A 19,649-nucleotide genomic window follows, 5' to 3' on the forward strand; every position below is an offset into this window, starting at 1 on the left:
GGTACGGTACCGGTGGGCGGAGACAAAAAGGCCTCCCGTGCACCCGGCAGAGCTCGCTTATCCTTGCTGCCTTCCGGCCCTGGGGAGGTTCACGAGATACCGCCGCACGGGAGGTAACGCCCACCCTACCCGACCCCCGGTGGATCTTCAGGGGGTGGTGGGGTGGCCCGGCGGGCGGGGACCTGTATCCTGGCTCGCGGAGGATTCGCCTAGAGGCCTAGGGCGCACGCTTGGAAAGCGTGTTGGGATAAAACCCTCACGAGTTCGAATCTCGTATCCTCCGCTCACACGAGCAGCACGAACGTCAGGGCCGGCCCCACGGGGACCGGCCCTGAATCGTCTCTACCGTCGCTCTCGTCTCAGAGGACGTCTGATCCTGATTCACGTTTGCCGTTTTGAGGCCCTTGGCCCTATATGGGTGGGCCAGCCGGGCAATACATGAGTGCGACGGCCCCTGCAGTGTGCCGGCTGTTAGCGACTTGCGGACAAAATCCAGCCAGACACTCATGGCGTAGCAAAAGCGCTAAAGCTGGACGTTCGCGAATGCTGTCGATCAGGGCGGAACTGCAATGAAACCGGCAGGCCGGTCGATGATCTTCAGTTGTATGGTCGGGCTAATCAGACGTAACGTGAACAAGACGTCCAGTCAGAGGACGTCTGATTCACGTATTTTGTGTGTTTTGTGGTTGTGGGGTTTCTCGCCAGGTTGGGGTGGTTTCGGTGGTGAGGCGTTTGGCGAGGTTGTCGATCATGGCGAGGGTGATCATGCTGGCGGAGTTGTCGGGTCGGGTTTCGTAGTCGCGGACGAGTCGGCGGTGGTGCATGAGCCAGCCGATGGTGCGTTCGACGACCCATCGGCGTTTGACGACGCTGAAGCCCTTGATCTGTGGGTCTTTGGTGACGATCTCGACGTCGACTCCGAGGTGGGCGCCGTGTTCGATGACGCGGTTTTTGAAGCCGGCGTCGACCCAGGTTTTGGTGAGGGTGGGGTAGGTGGTGGTGGCCTGGTCGAGTAGGTCCATGCCGATGGTGTTGTCGCTGGCGCTGGCGGCGCAGACGGTGACGGCGAGGAGGAGGCCGAGGGTGTCGGTGATGATGCCGCGTTTGCGGCCGACGATCTTCTTGCCGGCGTCGGTGCCCTGTGTGGACAGTGGCACGTTGGTGGAGGTCTTGACGCTCTGGCTGTCCATGATGGACGCGGTGGGGGCGATGGTGCGGCCGTGGTGGTCGCGGACGAGGCCGGTGAGTTGGTAGTTGAGTGCGGTGAAGATGCCTTCCTTGCTCCAAGCGGCGAAGTAGCCGTAGACCGTCGGGTGGGGTGGGAAGTCGTGGGGCAGGTAGCGCCAGGCGATGCCGGTGCGGTTGACGTAGAGGATCGCGTTGAAGATCTCGCGTAGGTCGTGGGTGGGGGTCCGGCCGCTGACGCCGGCATCGGTGCGGGCCTGTCGCCATGCGGTCAGCCGGGGTGCGATGAGGGCCCACCGGGCGTCGGACAGGTCGGACGGGTAGGGGCGTCGTGCGGTCATGCAGTAGGCGTACGGTGTCGGGGCGACGGCTGGGCGGACGTCATGTCCGTCGATGTATAGCCGAATGTGAACCAGACGCCATTCCGGGGTGAAATGCTGCGTTTCTGGTCAGGGTTGAGCCGGGCGGGATGAGGCTATTCTACCCGGAGTGGGACATGTTGCCCGGCCAAGGCCGGGGCGCTAATCGGTCACACTGGCGTGAAGGTGAAGGAAACGTCCAGTCAGTTGTCGTCTCGGTTGCCCTGTTCCGGCTGGTCGGGCGGCGGCTTGGTGGCCCCCTCCCCCGGCCCGGTCGGCGGGTCGCCCCAGAGCAGCCTGCCGAGCTGCTGCGCGATGTCCCGGCGTACCTGGTCGGTCATGTGCTGGTAGCGGACCGCCATCGCCGAGTTCGACCAGCCCATGATGCCCATCACGGCGCGGCCGGAGACGCCGAGGACCAGGAGCGCGGTAGCGGCGGTGTGGCGGGCGTCGTGTAGCCGGCCGTCCCGCACTCCGGCGAGCTTGAGCAGTCGTTTCCACTCGTCGTAGTCCGTCGCCTGATGGATCGCCTGGCCGGTTGGCGAGGCGAACACCCAGCCCTCATCGCGCCAGAGCTGGGCGGCGGTTTCGCGCTCGGCGTCCTGCTCTTTCCGGTGCTGCCGCAGCAAGGCGACCAGGGCGTCCGGCAGGCAGATGGAGCGACGACCAGCACGGGATTTCGTGTCCGCTGCCACCGGCCGTTCGTTCACTCGGTCCGGGCACTGGCCGGGCAACTTCTGCTCACACTTCCCGTCGCAGCCGTGCTGCCATTTCGGCTGGAGAAGCGCGCGGCGCACGGTGAGCGTCCCGTGGTCCAAATCCACGTCCGGCCATTTCAGGCCGAGCGCTTCGCCCTGGCGCAGCCCCAGGGCGAAGCGCCACGGCCCACCGGGCACTGTTCCTCCGCGACGCTGCCGCCCGAAGGATCGCCTGCACCTCGGGGATGGTGTACGGCTGCACCTCGGAATCCGGGAGGCGGGGCGGCTTGGCCAGCGCGGCGGGATTCCGGGCGAGGTGCCCACGGCGGACCGCCTTCCCGAGGGCCGTACGGATCGTCCGGTGCGCCTGGTGGGCGGTGCCAGCCGCGCTGCCGTTGGCCATCATCCGGCCGTAAAGCTTCTCCAGGTGCTCCGGCTCCAGGCGGTCGAGACGGTGGGCGCGCCGCAGGTTGCGGCCGAGCTGGTTGAAGTGCTGTGGCGGCACGGCGTTGACGTGCCGCCCGATCTCGCCAGTGAGCCGGACCCGCTTGAGGTACTGCGCCGCACCGGGGCGGCCGGCGAACAGAGCGCCACCCGAGCGGTAGAGGATGCGCTTTGCGCCGCTGAGCGCCGGGCGGTCGAGACCGCCGAACCGACGCCCTACAGCCGCGAGGTGATAGTGGCTGCACAGCAGGTGGGTCTACCGGTTGCGGTGGTCAGCAACAACTCTGCCGGCGCGATGGTGGCCTACCTGGCAGCGCACCGGCTCGCCGGGTACGTGTCGCCGGTGGTCGGTCGGGCGTACGCCGACCCGACCCGCATGAAGCCGAACCCGGAACCGATCCTGCAAGCCGTCCGCATCCTGGGCCAGCCACCCGCTCGCCGTGTTCTCATCGGCGACTCGCTTTCAGACATCGAGGGAGCGCGGGCGGCTGGGGTACGGGTAATCGGCTATGCGAATCGACTACCGAAGGTCGAGCAATTCCGCGCTGCCGCCGCACATTCGGTCGTCACGAGTATGCGCGAGGTCGCACACGCACTAATTGAGATGAGCTGACTTCGGGGCCTGGATAACCCGATAAGTAATCGCGAAGGCGAGGGTCACCGGCTTCAAGCTTGCACCTCCGTCCGCTCCCCTGTTGTCCGGCCCGGCGTTACGAGCCTCTGTCAGGCGGCTTGGTCTGGCGATAGAACGACCTTGCCCCTACCAGCGGTCCTTGCGTCAGAACCGGCTTGCCGTACGCTGACCGCTACGTGTGCCCCGGGGGAGGTAGCTAATGGCGGCGGGTGTGAACTCAGCTTGGCTGGCCAGCGCGTTGCAGGAGTTCGGCCAGGCTTGCGCCGACAAGTTGTCGGGTCCAGGTGACGCTGAGGCGGCCATCCGTGCGCCGATTGAGGTTCTCCTTGCGGCAGTGGGGAAGCGTCTCGGCCTGAAAGTCGTGCCCCACGATGAGGTTCGAGACACGGAACGGGGTGTGCGCCCGGATTACGCCATCAGCGTGAATGGCGCAATAACTGGTTATGTCGAAGTGAAGCGACCCGGGAAGTCAATCGATCCGGGCTCTTTCAGAGGTCATGACCTGAATCAGTGGCTTCGCCAACGAGATCTACCGAACCTTATTTACACGAATGGCTCCGATTGGCGGCTGTGGCGAGATGGAGAACTCCTTGCGACCGTCACGCTTGAAGGTGGCCCTCTAGAGACAGCAGGCAACGGCCTTACGACGCCGGGGCAGGAATTCGAGCAGCTAGTTACCAACTTTTTGCGGTGGAGCCCTGCCCCTATCACCTCAGTCGGTGCACTCGTTCGCGCTATCGCGCCCCTTACACGCCTACTCAGGGGAGAAGTACTCGACCAGCTTTATGATGAGCGCAGACGGGTTGCGGCTGGTGACGAAAAGTGGACTCAGCCATTTCTTGGCCTGGCTTCCGACTGGCGCTCCCTTCTCTTTCCGCAAGCAGATGACGGCACCTTCGCGGATGGCTACGCCCAAACTGTGACGTTTGCACTTCTTTTGGCGCGCAGTGAAGGAATCTCACTGACCGATGGAAGCCTCCATGACGTCGGCACGCGCATGGCAGAAGAGCACTCCCTTATGGGCCGTGCGCTACAACTCTTGACAGACAATCTTGCAGGAGATTTCCGAGTCACGCTTGACCTCCTTACTCGGGTAATCAGCGCTGTCAACTGGGTGCGGGTAAGATCCGGCAGTCGTGACACATACCTCCATCTATACGAGAACTTCCTAGAGATCTATGATCCGGACCTACGCCAGAGGTCCGGCTCTTACTACACGCCGCGCGAGGTCGTCGCGGAAATGGTACGGCTGACTGAGAGCGTCCTCAAGACTCGGCTAGCTGAGAATTCTGGCTTTTCGTCTGATCGGGTGCGGACGGTTGATCCAGCCATGGGCACCGGGACCTATCTACATGAGGTCATAAGTCGCGTGGCCGATGTAGAGGGTCAGGAAGCCCTGCGGGATGGCCCGGGGGCAGTCAAGGGCGCGGTTCAGTCGGCAGTGCAGTCGCTGATACAACGGCTCATCGGCTTCGAGCTCCAGATGGGCCCTTATGCCGTAGCAGAGCTGCGGATAACGGATCTCCTCCGGAAGTTTGGTGCCGAGGGTTCGGCCAGTGGCATGAGAACATATGTAACTGACACCCTGGACGACCCATATGTCGATGTCGAGCAGCTCGGATCTGGCCTGGGCACCATTGCTGCGTCCCGCAAGAGAGCCAACGAAGTCAAGGCGGATGTGCCCGTTACCGTCGTGATCGGCAACCCTCCTTATCTTGATCGGGACCAGAGCCAGGGCGGCTGGGTGAGGTTTGGGTCCGAAGGAAAGGCGAGTCGCAAGCGCGGCAGGGTCCTTCTTGACGATTTCCGAGCTAACGGCAACGGGCTTGCCGAGTTCCGCATGAATACCGCATACGTTTACTTCTGGCGCTGGGCTTGCTGGAAGGTATTCGATGCGCATGAGTCAGACAACCTGGGGGTTGTCTGCTTCATCACGCCGAACAGTTACACGCATGGCCCAGCCTTCAAGGGCATGCGCGAATACCTTCGGCGAAAGGCATCCGAGGGTTGGGTTATCAACGTTACGCCGGAAGGTATCAGGCCTGACGCCGCCACTCGCTTCTTCCCTGGGGTTGGTGCAACGCTGGCCATCGGGATCTTCGTTCGGGACGGCTCATCATCCAACGATGCCCCTGCCCGTATCCGCTACACCGAGGTATACGGCCGGAAGGAAGAAAAGTATGAGGCGCTAGCTCAGCTTGAGTTGGATGGTGGCGATTGGCGTGAAGCTCGAACCGGATGGCAAGATCCCTTTACGCCTGCCGCGGGCGGAGCTTGGGATTCATGGCCGGCGCTAGGTGATCTCTTTCCTTGGAATACGACCGGAATCCTGGCGAATCGAACCTGGATCTACTCGGCCGATCAAGAGGTCCTAGCGAAGCGATGGAACACGATCACGTCCGAGCCCGACCTCGAAGTGAAGCGTGAACTGTTCAAGGAAAGCCGTGATGCGAACCTTGTGAAGGTAAAGAAGTCATTGCCAGGGATCCGGGTGGAGTCTGGGCAGCGCCCATTCCGCGAAGAGCGAGGCCCGCTGCCGGTTCCGGTTCTCGTGGGATTTCGCTCCTTCGACCGGCAATGGATCATTCCAGATCACCGGTTAATCCACTCGGCTTCGACTGCACTCTGGGCGTCGCACTCAGAGAGCCAGGTCTTCGGGATTGAGCAACATTCGAAGAGCATCTCATCGGGGCCGGGCATCATTTTTACTGCACTAGTCCCTGAGGCCAACCACTTTAATAACCGAGGTGGCCGCGCTTTGCCAATGCTTCACCCGGATGGCTCGCTCAATGCGCCGCCGAGACTCCGGGAAAAGCTAAGCGAGGAACTAGGTCTGCCTATTGGCGAGTGGGACGTTGCTGCGTACATTGCAGGCGTTGTAAGCCACAGGGGATTTACGAGCCACTTCCAGGACGAACTTACTACCCCCGGCGTACGGGTTCCGGTTACTCGCGACGCGGAACTCTGGGGGAAGGCTGTCTCTCTCGGTAAGCAAGTTATCTGGCTCCACACCTATGGTGCCCGGTTCTGGGACGAAAACGAGGGGCGACCGAAGGGAAACGTACGGTTCCTCGCCGGAGACTCCCGGCAGCCCCTTAGCCTGGAGCCGGTGTCCCAAATGCCAGAGGCGATGATTTATGACGAGGAACGCCTTATCCTCTGCCTCGGCGAGGGGCGTTGGGGGCCAGTATTGCCCGCTGTTTGGAACTACGATGTCGGGGGCGTGAACGTCCTCTGGTCATGGTTCAACTACCGCAAGAGGAATCCGGGCGGCAAAAAGACAAGTCCTTTGGACTTTGTCCACGTTGAATCATGGCCTAATGAGTGGACCAGGGACCTGGTCGATCTCCTCACGGTATTGACACGGCTCGTCGAACTGGAGCCGGAACAGGAATCCTTGCTGACCAGGATCACTGGGACCGGCCTCTACACCGCCTCCGAACTCGCGGAGCTTGGGGTTCGGTGGCCCACCGTCAAGAAGCGAGATATGTCTCCGCGCTATGAGGGCAGCCTGATACAGGATGTATAGATCGGCCGGGCTCGGTTTCACCTCTGGTCTCGCCGTCTCAGTTGTCGTCTCGTTCGCCCACGTTCAGAGTTGTCCGGCCAGGTTCCGCCCCGCGCGGGCGCTGGGGCTCGGTACGGTCTGTGCGCTGGGCGAACGTGGGACAACAGACTTGGAAAGCGTGTTGGGATAAAACCCTCACGAGTTCGAATCTCGTATCCTCCGCTCGTCTGAGCAGCACCAACGCGAGGGTCGGCCCCGGTCGGGAGCCGACCCTTCGTTGTTTCCTCCGACGCCCGGCCGAGCGTCCGCGTCCGCCGGTAGCACCCGGTCCCGCTGCGCTATGCCCGTGGCAGAACGGGCGTACCGTACCCCGCCCCGGTCTCTAGGGTCGGCGCAGGTGGGGTGGTGGGGTGCCGCCCGGTGAGGAGGCAGCCATGCGGATCGTCTTCGTGCACGGGGCGTGCGTACGCGACGGGGCGTGGTGGTGGTCCCGGATCGACGCGCTGCTCGCGGCCGGCGGGACGGCGAGCGTCGCGGTACGGCTACCGAGCTGCGGCGAGCTGCCGGACTCGCGCCGACCGTCGGGGCTGGACGACGACGTCGAGGAGACCCGTCGGGTCCTGCGCGACGCCGGGCCGGCGATCCTCGTCGCCCACTCCTACGGCGGGATGGTCGCCACTGCGGCGGCCGACGCCGGGGATGTCCGGCACCTCGTCTACGTCAGCTCCTTCCTGCCCGACGTGGGTGAGTCCCTGGCCGATCTCGGGCCCAGCGGACCCGCGCCCCACCTGGAGTTCTTCCCCGACGGCACGTTCGCGGCCCGGCCCGAACTGGTCCCGCCGCTGTTCCTGCACGACTGTGACGCGGCGACGGTGGAGGGCGCCATGGCCAGGTTGGTCCGGCAGGACGCCGCCGTGCTCACCACCCCTGCCCGGTACGCGGGCTGGCGGTCGACCCCGTCGACGGCGGTGGTGTGCGCCGGGGACCGGGCCACCCCGCCGGAGGTGCAGCGCGCCCAGGCGGCACGAGCGGGGCGGACTGTGGAACTGGCTACCGGGCACCACCCGATGCTCTCCCACCCGGAGCTGCTCGCCGCTCTGCTGCGGGAGATCGCCGTCGAACACGACTGACGACGTATGCGCGGGACGCATACCGTTCATCCTCCGCTCGTCTGAACAGCACCAGCGCGAGGGTCGGCCCTGATCGGGAGCCGACCTTTCGTCGCTTCCCGAAGCTGTGCCAGGACAGGGCGGGCAGGGGGGTTCAGGCCCGGGGCGTCGTCTTCACCCAGCCGAGGAAGCGCTGGTACGTGGCGATCGGGTCGGGCGGCTCGGGGCAGATCCGGGTGAGATCGGCCATCGCCTCCCGGAACAACTCGGCAAGGTCGACAGCGAGATTGACCCGCTCCCCCGCGTAGTCGGCGACCAGGTCGAGTCGAGCCCTCCCGCAGGGCCAGGGCAGCGCATCGGCCGTGCAGATCCAGAGGGGTTTGAGCGGTGCGTGTCTCTGCATCTCGCCTCCGAGGTGAGGGTCGGTCTTCACGGCACCCCGACCCGCCGGGAAGCTCCTCCAGCAGGCCAAGGGCCATCTCTACCTCACCCCACCCGGCATGCACTTGTCAATCAGCAAGTAGCGATAGTCAAGCTGACGCCGTGCTTACGGTCGAACGGTGAAGCGACCGCGCTTGTACGGACCGGGCGAACTGGCCGCCCTGTTCAACGTGTCGCGGCAACGGGTCCTACAGATCACCCGCCGACCCGGCTTCCCCGAACCACTCGCCCGCCTGATCGGCACCACGGTCTGGGACGCGGACGAGGTGGACGAGTGGGCACGCCACCACCGCCCGCCCCGCCCACCTGCGGAAGACGACGAGTAGTCACCCGACTCATCGGGCAGGGCATCCACCGGAGCCAGTGCTCCGGCACGCCTCCCGCCTCGAACCCCGGTACGGTGCGGGCAATCACGGCGGCCCCGGACCCGTCGTACACATGTGCTATCCACAGGGTGTGGACGGCGGGGGGATCGGATGAGTTACCAGCTCAGCGCGGTCGTCGCAGACGTCGAGCTGCTGCGCGAGCAGACCGCCGACCTGGATCACGCGGTGCTTGCCGCGCTCCGACAGGATTTCGCGCTGCTGCCGGTGACCCCGCAACTGGTCGAGGAGCTGACCGGCGGGCTGCCGGATTTCCATCCCGAGGAGCCGACCGCCGGGCAGCCGTTCGAGCTGGTGATCTCGCCGGCGCTGGGTGGGCTGCTGGACCGCTGGTCGCGGCGGGGGCCGGTGGCCTACCTGGAGGCGGAGTTCGCCGGTGGGCTCGGCCACCAGGCGTCGGCGGTCTGGTTGGGCGGCCGGTTGAGCTGGGGTCCGCGCTTCGACTCGACCTTCACGCTGCCGCGCGAGGAGTGGCCGATCAACGCGGCGCTGGCCCGCCTCGGCGTGGAGCCCGGCCGGTGGCTCGACCCGTTCGCCGAGCTGGGCCTGCACCTGGAGCGGAACACCGCCGGTTGGCTGACCCACGGCCGGCGCGGGCTGACCGCCGACTACTGGGACGAACTGGCCGAGGAATGGGAAGAGCAGCAATTCCCGCCCGACCAGCAACCTGAACGCCCCGGTCCCGTTGGGGACTGGGGGATTCTATGAAATTGCGACAATTTGCCGTCCTTGCGGCGTTACTGGTGGCTGCCTCGGCGTCGGGCAGCGGCACCCATCCATCGGGGCCCGACGTCCCGGCGCAGCCGATCGGGGCCAGTCAGGTGGTCGGGCTGCACGGGTTGGCCGGGGCCGAGTTCGGTGCCAGCGAGACGGAGCTGACCCGACGCGGGGTGCTGCGCGCCGGTGCCGACACCTGCGGTATGACGCTGGCCGGGCACGGCACGGCCAGCCCGATCTTCGTCGACGACCGGCTGGTGCTGCTCTGGCTCGACGACCCGATGAGCACCCCGGAGGGGATCACGGTCGGCACCCCCGTCGCCGAGGTGTTGAGCCGCTACCCGTCATCCGTCCGGCTGCACGCGCCACCACGGACGTACCGGTTCGACGGGCTGCTGGCCCGCGACGGCGACCGGGGCTACCTCTTCCTGCACGACGGCACGGCCGTCCGGGAGATCATCGCCGGGTACGCCGACTGGGCCCGCCGCCTCTTCGACGAAGGCCACAGCCCCTGCTGAACTGCAACCGCGACGTGGATTGTCCGCGACCGGCCCCGATGGGACCATCTCCTGGCCACGCGGTCGGCGTCGGCAGCACACGGGGGATCGATGTCACGTACCGTCCTGTCCCGCCCGGTGATCCGGGCCGGGAAGTCACTGCCACGCCTCGCGCTGGCCGCCCTGCTCGTCCCGGCCCTGGCCGTCGGCCCGATCGCCGCAGGTGACGGGGCACCGACCCCGGCTGCAGCGGTCGGTACGTCAGACAGCGCGGCGACCCACCCGCCGGCACCCGCCACATCGGACCCGGGGTCGCCGGCCGCCACCGCCCGGAAGATGCCGGCCACCGGATCCGGCCGGAACACACCGGACCGGGACGTGCCGGTTCCCGCAGCCGAGCGGACCGCACCACAACTGGCGACGACCCCGGCCCCCGGTACGCAGGCCGCCGGGCTGAGCACCGGACAGCCACGTACCCGGTCCACCACCATCGTCCGGCCGGCCAAGCCACCCCGCTCCCGCTGCGGCGGCGTTCTGGCCCTCGGCAGGGTCTTCACCTGCACCGCGATCGTCGACCAGGCGCAGGACGTCTGGACCGTCACCACCACCGCCGACGATCTGCTGCTGATCCAGCTCGGGCGGGGCTCCGGGCCGGACTCCGTCGGCGGCCGGGTCGCCGATGCCGCAGGTCGCGAGTTGTGCCGGCTCGGCGTGGACGCGAACCGCTGTCGGGTCGGTGCCGCCGGGACCTACCGGATCACCCTGCGGTTGCCGTACTCGACCGGGCGGGGGAACTACACGATCGCGGCCGAGTCGACGCATACCCCGTCGAGCTGCGGGCAGTTGCCGGCGGACCTGTTCGACTTCGGGTCACCGGGAAGCACGGTGACACTGCCGGCCGGGGCGGCGGCCCGGTGCCACCTGTTCGACCAGCCGCGCGGCGCGCTGCTGCGGTTCGTCGACCCGGGCGGTCCGCGCGACATCCGTGGGCTGATCCTCGACGGGCAGTTCGGAACGCTCTGCGAGTTGAGCTACGGCGGCGGTGACTGCTGGCTCGAACGGCCGGGCCCCTACCGGCTGCTGAGCTGGGAACAGTACGGCAAGGAGGGCACCCACCTGGTCAAGGCGCGGCGACTGTCCGACCCGGCGGGCTGCCAGAGCCTGCCGCTCGCCCCGTACGGCGACCCGGGCAGCGCCGTGAACAGTGGCGTTACCCCGGCCGGCGAGACGACCTGCCACACCTTCAGCACCGACGCGGCCCGGCCGCTGCTCGTCCGCGCCGTCAGCCTCGACGCCACCAGCTTCGACTGGCAGGTGCTGGATGCCACGGGCGCTCAGGTCTGCGCCCGGGAGGGCATCCCGGTCTGCACCGTGCCGGCCGCCGGCCGGTACACCCTGCTGGTCAGCAGTCCCCTCTACGCCGACCGGCCTCACCGGTACGAGGTGGCGCTGAACCCGCTCGACCGGGCCGACGGATGCGCGCCGAACACCGGCTACACCCCCTGGGACCAACCGGCCCTCCAGGTACGCCAGCTCGCCCGGGTACAGACCGACTGCCATCCCTTCACCGGCCTGGCAGGTGAACGGGTCATCGTGTCCGGCGCACGCTGGACGATGGACAGCGGTGGCGAACGGATCTGCACTGAGCCTTCCGACCAGGTCGGCTGCGTGCTCCCGGCCGACGGCGACTACCGGGTGATCTCATACCGGGAGTGGACCGGGAACACCCCCGAGACGTACCCGCTGGCCATCAGGCGGATCTCCGACCCGGTGGGCTGCCCCACGGTCCGGCCCGGCAGCTACGGCACGGCACCCACCGGTGCCCCGGCCCCGGTCGCGTGCCGGATCCTGGACGTCCCGGCCGCCGGGGTCTACCGGGTGACCGCCCTGCACAGCGACAACGTGACCACGTTCGCCCGGGTCCTCGACACCGCCGGCCGGACGGTCTGCGCCCAGGTCCGCTGCCCGCTGCCCGCCGGCCGGCACACCCTGCTGGCCAGCAGGGACGCCACCAGCACCACCGAGTTCGCGGTGTCCCTGCTGCCGCTGCGGCCGACCGGGTGCACACCCGTCTCCGACGCCGGTTGGGCCGACGCGCCGTACCGGGGCCGGATCGACACCTCCGGCCAGATCGACTGCGTGGTCCTGCCCACCCCGTCCGGGGCGTCGATCGCCACGCTGCTGCCTGTCGACGCCGAGCTGAACGTCGACATCGTGGACGCGGACGGCGAGCCGGAGTGCAGCCTCTGGTGGTACACCTGGCACGGCTGCGTACTGGACGGCCCGGCACCGCACTCGGCGCTGCTCACCGGGCACACCTTCGTGACGCAGCTGGCGTACACGGTGGGCTTCGCCCGGACCGACGCGCCGGCCTGCCCGACGCTGCCCCGGGACACCACGGACACGACGGTGACCACCGGCCCGGACCGCCTCGCGGCCTGCTTCACCGTCCCGGCCGACCAGCACGCCGCCCGGCAGACCCTCACCTGGGCGCGCACCGCCGGCACCGGCCGGGCCCGGCTGACCGTCTTCGACCCGACGGGTCGGTCGACGTGCGGGACGGACCGCGCCGCCCAGGGCACTGTCACCTGCGCGCTGCCTCCCGGCCCGGTCACCGTGCTGCTGGGCACCGACGGCAACACCGCCACCTACCGAGTGGGTCAGCGGAACGCCGGCACGTCCTGACCGGGTCGCGGGCCGGCTCCGACCAGGGGCCGACCCGGTCCGGCAAACGCGGAACGCCCGGTGCGATCCTCACGGATCGCACCGGGCGTTCTCGCTTGTCACGAGCGGTGGCGGCGGGATTTGAACCCGCGGAGGGCGTAAACCCTCACACGCTTTCGAGGCGTGCTCCTTAGGCCACTCGGACACGCCACCGCCGACGAGGGTACAGGAACCCGGGTTCGGATGCCGCACCGGTATCGCTCCGGCCGGCCTGGCAGGATCTTTGCCATGAGTACGCACATCGGCGCGAAGCCGGGCGAGATCGCCGAGCGGGTCCTGATGCCGGGCGACCCGCTGCGGGCCAAGTGGATCGCGGAGACCTACCTCGAGGACGCCACGTGCTACTCGACGGTGCGGGGCATGTTGGGCTTCACCGGACGCTGGAACGGCGTGGACGTCTCCGTCCAGGGTTCCGGCATGGGGATGCCGTCCGCCTCCATCTACGCCCACGAGCTGATCAACGAGTACGGCGCGAAGACCCTGATCCGGGTCGGCTCCTGCGGTGCGCTCACCGAGGACCTGCAACTGCGGGACGTGGTCGCGGCGATCGGGTCGTCGACGGACTCGAACATGAACCGGATGCGCTTCGACGGGTTGATCGACTACGCCCCGGTCGCCGACTTCGGGCTGCTGCGTACCTCGGTCGAGGTGGCCGAGCGGCGCGGCATCACCATGCACGTCGGGCCGATCCTCGCCGCCGACGCCTTCTACACCGACCGGCCGGACCTGTACGACACCCTCGCCGACTACGGCGTGCTGGCGGTGGAGATGGAGTCGGCCGCCCTCTACACGATCGCCGCCCGGTTCAAGGCCCGCGCCCTGACCCTGCTGACGGTCAGCGACCACATCAAGACCGGCGCGAAGACCACCGCGCAGGAGCGCGAGCAGACCTTCGGCCAGATGGTCGAGATCGCCCTGGACACCGCCATCACCTCCTGACCGCCGCCCCGACGGCTCCGGCTCGCAACGGGGCCGATGTTGGGGTGTCCCCGCCCCGGCGATACCGCAACATCGGCCCCGTCGTTCCAACCCAACCCGGCTCCGTCGACCCGACGCGGGGTCAGCGGAAGAAGGCGCGCAGGACGGCGGCGTTCTCGGTCTCCAGGACACCGGAGTAGACCTCGGGGCGGTGGTTGAGGCGGCGGTCGCGCAGGACGTCCCACAGCGACCCGGCGGCACCGGTCTTGGGCTCCCAGGCGCCGAAGACGACGGTCGAGATCCGGGCCAGCACCAGTGCGCCCGCGCACATCGTGCACGGCTCCAGGGTGACCACCAGCGTGCAGTCGTCGAGCCGCCACCGGCCCAACCGTGCGGCGGCCCGGCGCAACGCCAGCACCTCGGCGTGCGCGGTCGGGTCGCCGGTCAGCTCCCGTTCGTTGCGGCCGACGGCCAGCTCGGTGCCGTCCGGGCCGTAGACCACCGCCCCCACCGGCACGTCCCCCACCGCCCCGCCCACCCCGGCCGACTCCCCGGCACCAGGCGCACCAGGACCGGGCCCGCCGGAGCTGCTGGCGGGAAGGGGTGCCGGGCCGGTGGTGGCGATCTCCAGCGCGCGGCGCATCCACCGCTCGTGCCGCTGCCGGCGGCCGGCGGGACCGGGGTCGATCAGCGATGCCGGATCGTCGGCGTCGGGTGGCTGCGCGGGTCGGTCAGACCTCACGCAGCTCCTCGACCTCGTCGGCGCAGCCGAGCACCTGGCAGACCTCGGCGGTCACGTCGGCGGGGAGCATGCCCTCGTGGGCGCAGAGCTTGAGCAGACGTTGGGCGGAGATGCCCAGGTCGGCGAGGATGTCGGCGTCACCGACCGGGTCCGCTTCGGGGTCCACGACCGGTTGTTCGCTCTCCTCGTCGCCGCTGGTGGTGGCCGACGGCGGTTCGTCGACGTCGTCGAGGCCGGTGACCGAGGTCTTGAGGTCGCCGACGAGCAACGCACCGAGGCGGGACTCCTCCGCGTACGCCGAGTCGGAACCGAAGACCCGCAGGTCCTCCCCCTCGTCGAGGCGCAGCAGCACCAGGTACGCGTCGTCGGCCTCGACGAAGAGCAACGACACGTCGGCGTCCGGTTCGACGTCGCGCAGCCGGTCGGCGACCTCGTCGATGTCGGTGGCACCCCGCAGGTTCACCTCGGCGGCGTTCCAGCCGCCCTCTTCGCGCACCACGGCAGCAGCGAAGTACGACATGGTTCCCCCAAAAAAGAACTCGGCACAGCCGACCGTTACGCGTGCACGTTAACCGGTCGGGTCGGCAGCCGGCCGGTCAACGCCCCGAAGGGCGGGCCGATCCGGGAAAAGTTCGTCAGCCGGCGACGCGGCGACGGGTGGCGATCAGTTGGCGTAGCCGCTCGGTGCGTTCCCGCTGCGGCCGTACCCGCTGGCGTACCGCACGGGCTCCCGCCAGCTCGGCGAGAATCTGGAGGCGGCGACGGCTCCGCTCGGAGTCGAGCCGCGGGGTGTTCCAGGCCATACCGAAGAGCGTCCTCAGTCACAGCGGGTACGTCAAGATGGTGCGGCAAACGAAGCCGTGCAACGACGCAGAGTCACCACATCGGCCAGTCCGCGCTCGTCGCCCACCGCACCACGACGATCCCGAAGGCGATGCTCCAGCCGCCCCCGGTGACGATCGCGACGCCGGTGCCGACACCCCGGTCGCCGTAGCGGACCAGGGCCAACGCGGCGAGCCAGGCGAGCGCACCGGCGATCACCGTCCACCAGGCGTAGCTGGCGACGTCCCGGCCGAGCAGGCCGAAGAGCACCAGCCAGGCGGCGGCTAGCGCGCCGCCCGAGGCCACGGCGGCGCCGGTGACCGGGTGCGGTTCCCGCCAGGTCGGTCGTCGGGGCGGCCCGGAGGGAAACAGACCCGAGGCGGCGTACGGGACGTGACCCCCGACGGGGCCGGGCTGGTGGTTCGTCGTCACTGCGCTCCCCCTGGCGGCCGGGACGGATCCCGCAGCATCCGGCCCCGGGGCTGCTGGCCGTAACGGGCCGGCCGCCCGCGTCGGGGAGCCGACGGGTGGCCACCCTGCCGGCCGGGTGCTGCTGGCGGTGCGACCTCCACGGTAGCCGTCTGTCAGGATGTCCGAATGTCCCTGCTCCGGCCCGACCGACGTCGCACCCGTCCGGCGTACCCCGTGCTGCTGGTCGTGGTGGCGGTGCTGGCCGGCTGCGGGACGGACCAGCCGGCCGCGCCCCCGGTCTGGGACGCTCCGACGGCGGTGGCGACAGGCGACCAGCCGGCGACCCCGACGGGCCCGGCCGGCACCCCCTCGGGCACCGCCGGCCCGACCGCGTCGCCGTCAGCCACGCCGGACCCGGCCGCCCTGCGCCGGGTCTTTCCGGTACGCGCGGGCAACGTCGCCTACCACCCGACACACTCGGGTTACCCGGGCACCGACATCTTCGCCGACTGCGGTGAACCGGTGGTGGCGGTGACCGACGGGACGGTCCTGGAGGTGAGCCGGGTGGACCGGTTCGACAAGAAAGGGCCGTTGGGGCCGTACAACGGTGGCCTGTCGGTGTCGTTGCTGGGCGACGACGGGGTGCGGTACTACGGGTCGCACCTGAGCAGGATCAGCGCGGGGATCGACGCCGGGGTCCGGGTGTCCGCCGGCCGGCAGCTCGGTGAGGTGGGCCGGACGGGGAACGCGAACAACGTCTGTCACCTGCACTTCGGGTTGTCGCCGAAGTGCACCGGGCACGGCGACTGGTGGATCCGCCGGGGTGTGGTGTGGCCGGCGAAGTACCTGGACTCCTGGCGGGGCAAGGGCAACCGGTCACCGGTGGCGGCGGTGGCCGCGTGGGAACGTGAGCACGGTTGCCCCCGTGCGCCGCGTGGCTCGTCCGGGGCGGGCTGACCAGCGTCGACGGTCGCGTCGTCGGGAGTACACATTGACGTGGGTATTACTCGTCGGTTAACGTCCCGAGGTGAGAGAGCGCTCTCTCGAATCACTAACCTCCCGAATTCCGACGTACCGCGTGCAGGTGGTCGTTCCGGCGACCCCGCGCGGAGGAGGCACGATGACACCTCCCGTCCCCCGGCGCCGCGCCCCCTGGGTGCTCGCCGCCACCACCGCGCTGACCGTCCTCGTCGGCGGCCTCACCCTCACCACCGCCGGCACCCCCGCCGAGGCAGCCACCGTCGGCGCCGGCAGCTACACCACCGACCCGGTCGGCCCGCTACCCGCCGGCTGCGGCACCCTGTCCACCAACCCCCGCCAGTTCGCCACCGCCAACGCCCCCGCCGGGCCGGTGCCCACCAACGACTGGTGGTCGTCGCTGCTGTGGAAGAAGACGAACTGCTCCTACAGCGAACCGCTGCACGCCCACCCGGTGTCCTACCAACCGTTCAGCGACGGGCTCGGCTTCTCGGCACCGTCGACCGCCACCGTCAGCGGCACCGCGACCGGGGTGGGCGAGTTCAAGTACACCTACACCGAGGACATCCGGGTCGGCGTGGCCGCGCTCGGCGCACCGGTGGTCAAGGTCGACGACTGGTCCGACTGGACGGTCACCCCGTACTGGAGTGACGGGTCGCGGACCCTGCGCGCCACCATCGGCCACGGACTGCCGTTCGCCTACTTCCAGGCCAGCGGCGGCGACGCCCAGATCAACCCGACCGGCAGCGCGGCCACCGTCTGGTCCAACAGCGGCGCCACCATCGGCTTCACCGTCCGGGGCCACGACTACGTCGGGTACGCCCCGACCGGAGCGACCTGGACCGTCGCCAACGGACGGATCAGCTCCTCCCTGGCCGGCAAGGGATACTTCTCGATCGCCCTGCTGCCGCCCACCGCCGACGCCACCGCCCGCGCCACCCTCGCCACCAGCTACGGCCGGTACGCCCACGCGCACGTCACCGGCACCCGGGTCGGCTACACCTACGACCCGGCGACCAGCGCGGTGAACACCACCTACTCGTTCACCACCACCGCCCGGGAGGGCACCGCCACCCAGACCGTGGTCAGCCTCTACCCGCACCAGTGGAAGGCGCTCGCCGGCAGCACCCCGCTCACCCAGACCTACCCGTCGGCGCGCGGCCGGATGAAGGTGCTGACCGGGGTGGCCTCCTTCCGCACCACGATGACGTTCCACGGCGTCCTGCCCGAGGTGCCCGCCGTGGCCACCGGCTCCGGCACCGACCTGGCCCAGCTCAAGGAGCAGCTCGCCGCCGTCCGGGGCAACCCGATGGACCAGCGCGGCGGCGACACCTACTGGACCGGCAAGGGCCTCGGCCGGGCCGCCCGGATCGCCGAGATCGCCGACCAGGTCGGCGACACCGAGACCCGCAACGCGGCGCTGGCCGCCATCCGCAGCACCCTGACCGACTGGTTCACCGCCACCCCGGGCAAGACCGCCAAGGTCTTCTACTACGACCGCAACTGGGGCACCCTGATCGGCTACCCGGCGTCGTACGGGTCCGACCAGGAGCTCAACGACCACCACTTCCACTACGGGTACTTCATCGCGGCGGCGGCGACGCTCGCCAAGTTCGACCCGACGTGGGCCACCCAGAACCAGTACGGCGGCATGGTCGACCTGCTCATCCGGGACGCCAACAACTACCAGCGCTCCGACACCCGCTTCCCCTACCTGCGGGACTTCGACATCTACGCCGGGCACGACTGGGCCGCCGGGCACGGCTCGTTCAACGCCGGCAACAACCAGGAGTCCTCGTCGGAGGGGATGAACTTCGCCAACGCGCTGATCCAGTGGGGGCAGGCCACCGGCAACACCGCCGTCCGGGACGCGGGCGTGTTCATCTACACCACCCAGGCCGCCGCCATCCAGGAGTACTGGTTCGACGTCGACGACGAGAACTACCCGGCCGCGTTCGGGCACTCCACCGTCGGCATGGTCTGGGGCGACGGCGGGGCGTACGCGACCTGGTTCAGCGCCGAACCGGAGATGATCCAGGGCATCAACATGCTCCCCGTCACCGGCGGGCACCTCTACCTCGGCTACCGGCCGGCCTACAACCGGACCAACTACGCCGAACTGGTCCGCAACAACGGCGGCGAACCCACCGTGTGGCAGGACATCCACTGGCAGTTCCTCGCCCTCGGTGACCCGGACGCGGCACTGGCCAAGCTGCGCGCCAACCCCGGCTACACCCCGGAGGAGGGCGAGAGCCGGGCACACACCTTCCACTGGATCCGCAACCTCGCCGCGCTCGGCCAGGTCGACACCACGGTCACCGCCAGCCACCCGCTGGCCGCCGTGTTCAGCCGCAACGGCGCACGCACCTATGTGGCCAGCAACATCACCGCCGCGCCGCTGACCGTGCGGTTCTCCGACGGGACCAGTCTCACCGTGGCCGCCGGGAAGACCGCCACCACCGGGGCGTACACCTGGAGTGGTGGCAACGCGGCCGGCGGCACCAACCCGAGCCCCACGCCGACCACCTCCCCGACGACGTCGCCCACCCCGACGCCCACCCCGACGCCCACCCCGACCGGGCCGTCGCCGACGCCGACCAGCCCGACCCGCCGCCGACCACCGCGCCGCCCGGCTCGCCGACCCGGTTCCTGCTGCCCGGTGGCGGCCTCGGCTCCGCCGGCAACGCGGCGACGACCACCGTCCCCGGCTCCGGGGGCGCGAACCACGACGGCACCCCCAGCAACCCGGTGGTGTTCACCGCGACCCGGCTCAACCTCGCCTACACCGGGGGCCAGACCGGGTTCGACCTGTTCCTCGACGCCGGCCAGTCGGTCGGCAACGGGGTGCAGGCCCGGGTCTCCTACGACCTGACCGGGGACGGCACCTTCGACCGGGTGGAGACCTACCGGTACTTCGCCACCGACCCGGTGCCCGGCTACGAGCACTACACGCAGAACGCCGGCCTGCACTCGGCCACCGGCACGCTGGGCAACCTCGCCGGCGGCACGGTCAAGGTGGAGATCTGGTCGGCGATCGGCGTCAACCCGTCCACCCTCGGCACCGGCAACCAGTCGGTGG

Annotated in this window: 16 protein-coding genes, 2 tRNA genes, 1 other RNA gene and 1 pseudogene; 11 read left to right on the forward strand and 9 right to left on the reverse strand. The window is 68.9% G+C overall.

All coding sequences use genetic code 11. The features are described from left to right. Nucleotides 1-26: 26 nt before the first annotated feature. An RNA gene (gene ffs / locus J7462_RS18270) (signal recognition particle sRNA small type) lies at nt 27-116 on the reverse strand. 82 nt (nt 117-198) lie between these two features. On the opposite strand from ffs, the gene J7462_RS18275 reads away from it, so the two are divergent. Further along, nucleotides 199-283, forward strand: a tRNA-Ser gene (locus J7462_RS18275). A gap of 379 nt (nt 284-662) precedes the next feature. On the opposite strand, the gene J7462_RS18280 is transcribed toward J7462_RS18275, so the two are convergent. Both J7462_RS18280 and J7462_RS18285 read right to left on the reverse strand, forming a co-directional pair. Continuing rightward, on the reverse strand, nt 663-1,526 hold the full coding sequence (locus tag J7462_RS18280) for an IS5 family transposase (RefSeq protein WP_219465140.1): 864 nt from the start codon (nt 1,524-1,526) through the stop codon (nt 663-665). A 221-nt stretch (nt 1,527-1,747) separates the two neighbouring features. Next, a pseudogene (locus tag J7462_RS18285) lies at nt 1,748-2,702 on the reverse strand (tyrosine-type recombinase/integrase); the annotation flags it as partial. Between J7462_RS18285 and J7462_RS18290 the strand changes: the two are divergent. The 3 genes from J7462_RS18290 (at nt 2,670) to J7462_RS18300 (ending at nt 7,958) form a co-directional block, all read left to right on the forward strand. Beyond that, the gene (locus tag J7462_RS18290) at nt 2,670-3,299 is read left to right on the forward strand and encodes an HAD family phosphatase (RefSeq protein ID WP_308290931.1); all 630 of its coding nucleotides are present in this window, start codon (nt 2,670-2,672) and stop codon (nt 3,297-3,299) included. The pseudogene J7462_RS18285 and the gene J7462_RS18290 sit on opposite strands and share 33 nt — an antisense overlap. Before the next feature lie 232 nt (nt 3,300-3,531). After that, nucleotides 3,532-6,849, forward strand: a complete 3,318-nt coding sequence (locus J7462_RS18295) for a type ISP restriction/modification enzyme (protein WP_219465142.1) — start codon at nt 3,532-3,534, stop codon at nt 6,847-6,849. Between the two features lie 413 nt (nt 6,850-7,262). Further along, the gene (locus J7462_RS18300; RefSeq protein ID WP_219465144.1) at nt 7,263-7,958 is read left to right on the forward strand and encodes an alpha/beta hydrolase; all 696 of its coding nucleotides are present in this window, start codon (nt 7,263-7,265) and stop codon (nt 7,956-7,958) included. 133 nt (nt 7,959-8,091) lie between these two features. Here the strand turns inward: J7462_RS18300 and J7462_RS18305 are convergent, their stop codons facing one another. Beyond that, complete coding sequence (locus J7462_RS18305) at nt 8,092-8,340, reverse strand: flavin reductase (RefSeq protein WP_219465146.1); 249 nt, start codon at nt 8,338-8,340, stop codon at nt 8,092-8,094. A 157-nt stretch (nt 8,341-8,497) separates the two neighbouring features. Between J7462_RS18305 and J7462_RS18310 the strand changes: the two genes are divergently transcribed. The 4 genes from J7462_RS18310 to J7462_RS18325 all read left to right on the forward strand — a co-directional run bounded on the left by J7462_RS18310 (nt 8,498) and on the right by J7462_RS18325 (nt 12,660). Beyond that, nucleotides 8,498-8,704 carry an AlpA family transcriptional regulator gene (locus J7462_RS18310; protein WP_088646531.1) on the forward strand — a complete coding sequence of 69 codons (207 nt, stop codon included), beginning with the start codon at nt 8,498-8,500 and terminating at the stop codon, nt 8,702-8,704. Nucleotides 8,705-8,854: 150 nt separating this feature from the next. Next, nucleotides 8,855-9,469 (forward strand): hypothetical protein, encoded by a 615-nt coding sequence (locus J7462_RS18315; protein WP_219465147.1) that lies wholly within the window; start codon nt 8,855-8,857, stop codon nt 9,467-9,469. A 32-nt stretch (nt 9,470-9,501) separates the two neighbouring features. Further along, entirely contained in the window at nt 9,502-9,996 is a 495-nt protein-coding gene (locus J7462_RS18320; protein WP_374197584.1) for a hypothetical protein, read from the forward strand. Between the two features lie 90 nt (nt 9,997-10,086). Beyond that, nucleotides 10,087-12,660 (forward strand): hypothetical protein, encoded by a 2,574-nt coding sequence (locus J7462_RS18325; RefSeq protein ID WP_219465149.1) that lies wholly within the window; start codon nt 10,087-10,089, stop codon nt 12,658-12,660. 105 nt (nt 12,661-12,765) lie between these two features. On the opposite strand, the gene J7462_RS18330 is transcribed toward J7462_RS18325, so the two are convergent. Continuing rightward, nucleotides 12,766-12,852: transfer RNA gene (locus J7462_RS18330), tRNA-Ser, on the reverse strand. Nucleotides 12,853-12,927: 75 nt separating this feature from the next. Here J7462_RS18330 and deoD point away from each other — a divergent pair. Continuing rightward, complete coding sequence (gene deoD / locus J7462_RS18335) at nt 12,928-13,638, forward strand: purine-nucleoside phosphorylase (protein ID WP_219465150.1); 711 nt, start codon at nt 12,928-12,930, stop codon at nt 13,636-13,638. 121 nt (nt 13,639-13,759) lie between these two features. On the opposite strand, the gene J7462_RS18340 is transcribed toward deoD, so the two are convergent. The 4 genes from J7462_RS18340 to J7462_RS18355 form a co-directional block, all read right to left on the reverse strand. Continuing rightward, entirely contained in the window at nt 13,760-14,260 is a 501-nt protein-coding gene (locus tag J7462_RS18340) for a nucleoside deaminase (protein WP_219470441.1), read from the reverse strand. A gap of 88 nt (nt 14,261-14,348) precedes the next feature. Continuing rightward, nucleotides 14,349-14,879 (reverse strand): tRNA adenosine deaminase-associated protein, encoded by a 531-nt coding sequence (locus J7462_RS18345; RefSeq protein WP_208570818.1) that lies wholly within the window; start codon nt 14,877-14,879, stop codon nt 14,349-14,351. 115 nt (nt 14,880-14,994) lie between these two features. Then, nucleotides 14,995-15,162 carry a hypothetical protein gene (locus tag J7462_RS18350; protein WP_219465151.1) on the reverse strand — a complete coding sequence of 56 codons (168 nt, stop codon included), beginning with the start codon at nt 15,160-15,162 and terminating at the stop codon, nt 14,995-14,997. A 73-nt stretch (nt 15,163-15,235) separates the two neighbouring features. After that, the gene (locus tag J7462_RS18355; RefSeq protein WP_219465153.1) at nt 15,236-15,613 is read right to left on the reverse strand and encodes a hypothetical protein; all 378 of its coding nucleotides are present in this window, start codon (nt 15,611-15,613) and stop codon (nt 15,236-15,238) included. A gap of 165 nt (nt 15,614-15,778) precedes the next feature. On the opposite strand from J7462_RS18355, the gene J7462_RS18360 reads away from it, so the two are divergent. Together J7462_RS18360 and J7462_RS18365 are read left to right on the forward strand one after the other, a co-directional pair. After that, nucleotides 15,779-16,549, forward strand: coding sequence for a M23 family metallopeptidase (locus J7462_RS18360; protein WP_219465155.1), 771 nt, complete (start codon nt 15,779-15,781; stop codon nt 16,547-16,549). Between the two features lie 163 nt (nt 16,550-16,712). Then, nucleotides 16,713-19,442 (forward strand): glycosyl hydrolase, encoded by a 2,730-nt coding sequence (locus tag J7462_RS18365; protein ID WP_255597776.1) that lies wholly within the window; start codon nt 16,713-16,715, stop codon nt 19,440-19,442. Nucleotides 19,443-19,649: the final 207 nt, after the last annotated feature.

The sequence above is a fragment of the Micromonospora sp. RL09-050-HVF-A genome, assembly GCF_019374995.1.
GTDB lineage: Bacteria > Actinomycetota > Actinomycetes > Mycobacteriales > Micromonosporaceae > Micromonospora > Micromonospora antibiotica.

What these genes read in the sequence shown, in the direction of transcription:
- J7462_RS18280 (WP_219465140.1), bottom strand. Translation starts at nt 1,526, where the DNA reads ATGACCGCACGACGCCCCTACCCGTCCGACCTGTCCGACGCCCGGTGG.
- J7462_RS18300 (WP_219465144.1), top strand. Translation starts at nt 7,263, where the DNA reads ATGCGGATCGTCTTCGTGCACGGGGCGTGCGTACGCGACGGGGCGTGG.
- J7462_RS18305 (WP_219465146.1), bottom strand. Translation starts at nt 8,340, where the DNA reads ATGCAGAGACACGCACCGCTCAAACCCCTCTGGATCTGCACGGCCGAT.
- J7462_RS18315 (WP_219465147.1), top strand. Translation starts at nt 8,855, where the DNA reads ATGAGTTACCAGCTCAGCGCGGTCGTCGCAGACGTCGAGCTGCTGCGC.
- J7462_RS18325 (WP_219465149.1), top strand. Translation starts at nt 10,087, where the DNA reads ATGTCACGTACCGTCCTGTCCCGCCCGGTGATCCGGGCCGGGAAGTCA.
- deoD (WP_219465150.1), top strand. Translation starts at nt 12,928, where the DNA reads ATGAGTACGCACATCGGCGCGAAGCCGGGCGAGATCGCCGAGCGGGTC.
- J7462_RS18340 (WP_219470441.1), bottom strand. Translation starts at nt 14,260, where the DNA reads ATGCGCCGCGCGCTGGAGATCGCCACCACCGGCCCGGCACCCCTTCCC.
- J7462_RS18345 (WP_208570818.1), bottom strand. Translation starts at nt 14,879, where the DNA reads ATGTCGTACTTCGCTGCTGCCGTGGTGCGCGAAGAGGGCGGCTGGAAC.
- J7462_RS18350 (WP_219465151.1), bottom strand. Translation starts at nt 15,162, where the DNA reads ATGGCCTGGAACACCCCGCGGCTCGACTCCGAGCGGAGCCGTCGCCGC.
- J7462_RS18360 (WP_219465155.1), top strand. Translation starts at nt 15,779, where the DNA reads ATGTCCCTGCTCCGGCCCGACCGACGTCGCACCCGTCCGGCGTACCCC.
- J7462_RS18365 (WP_255597776.1), top strand. Translation starts at nt 16,713, where the DNA reads ATGACACCTCCCGTCCCCCGGCGCCGCGCCCCCTGGGTGCTCGCCGCC.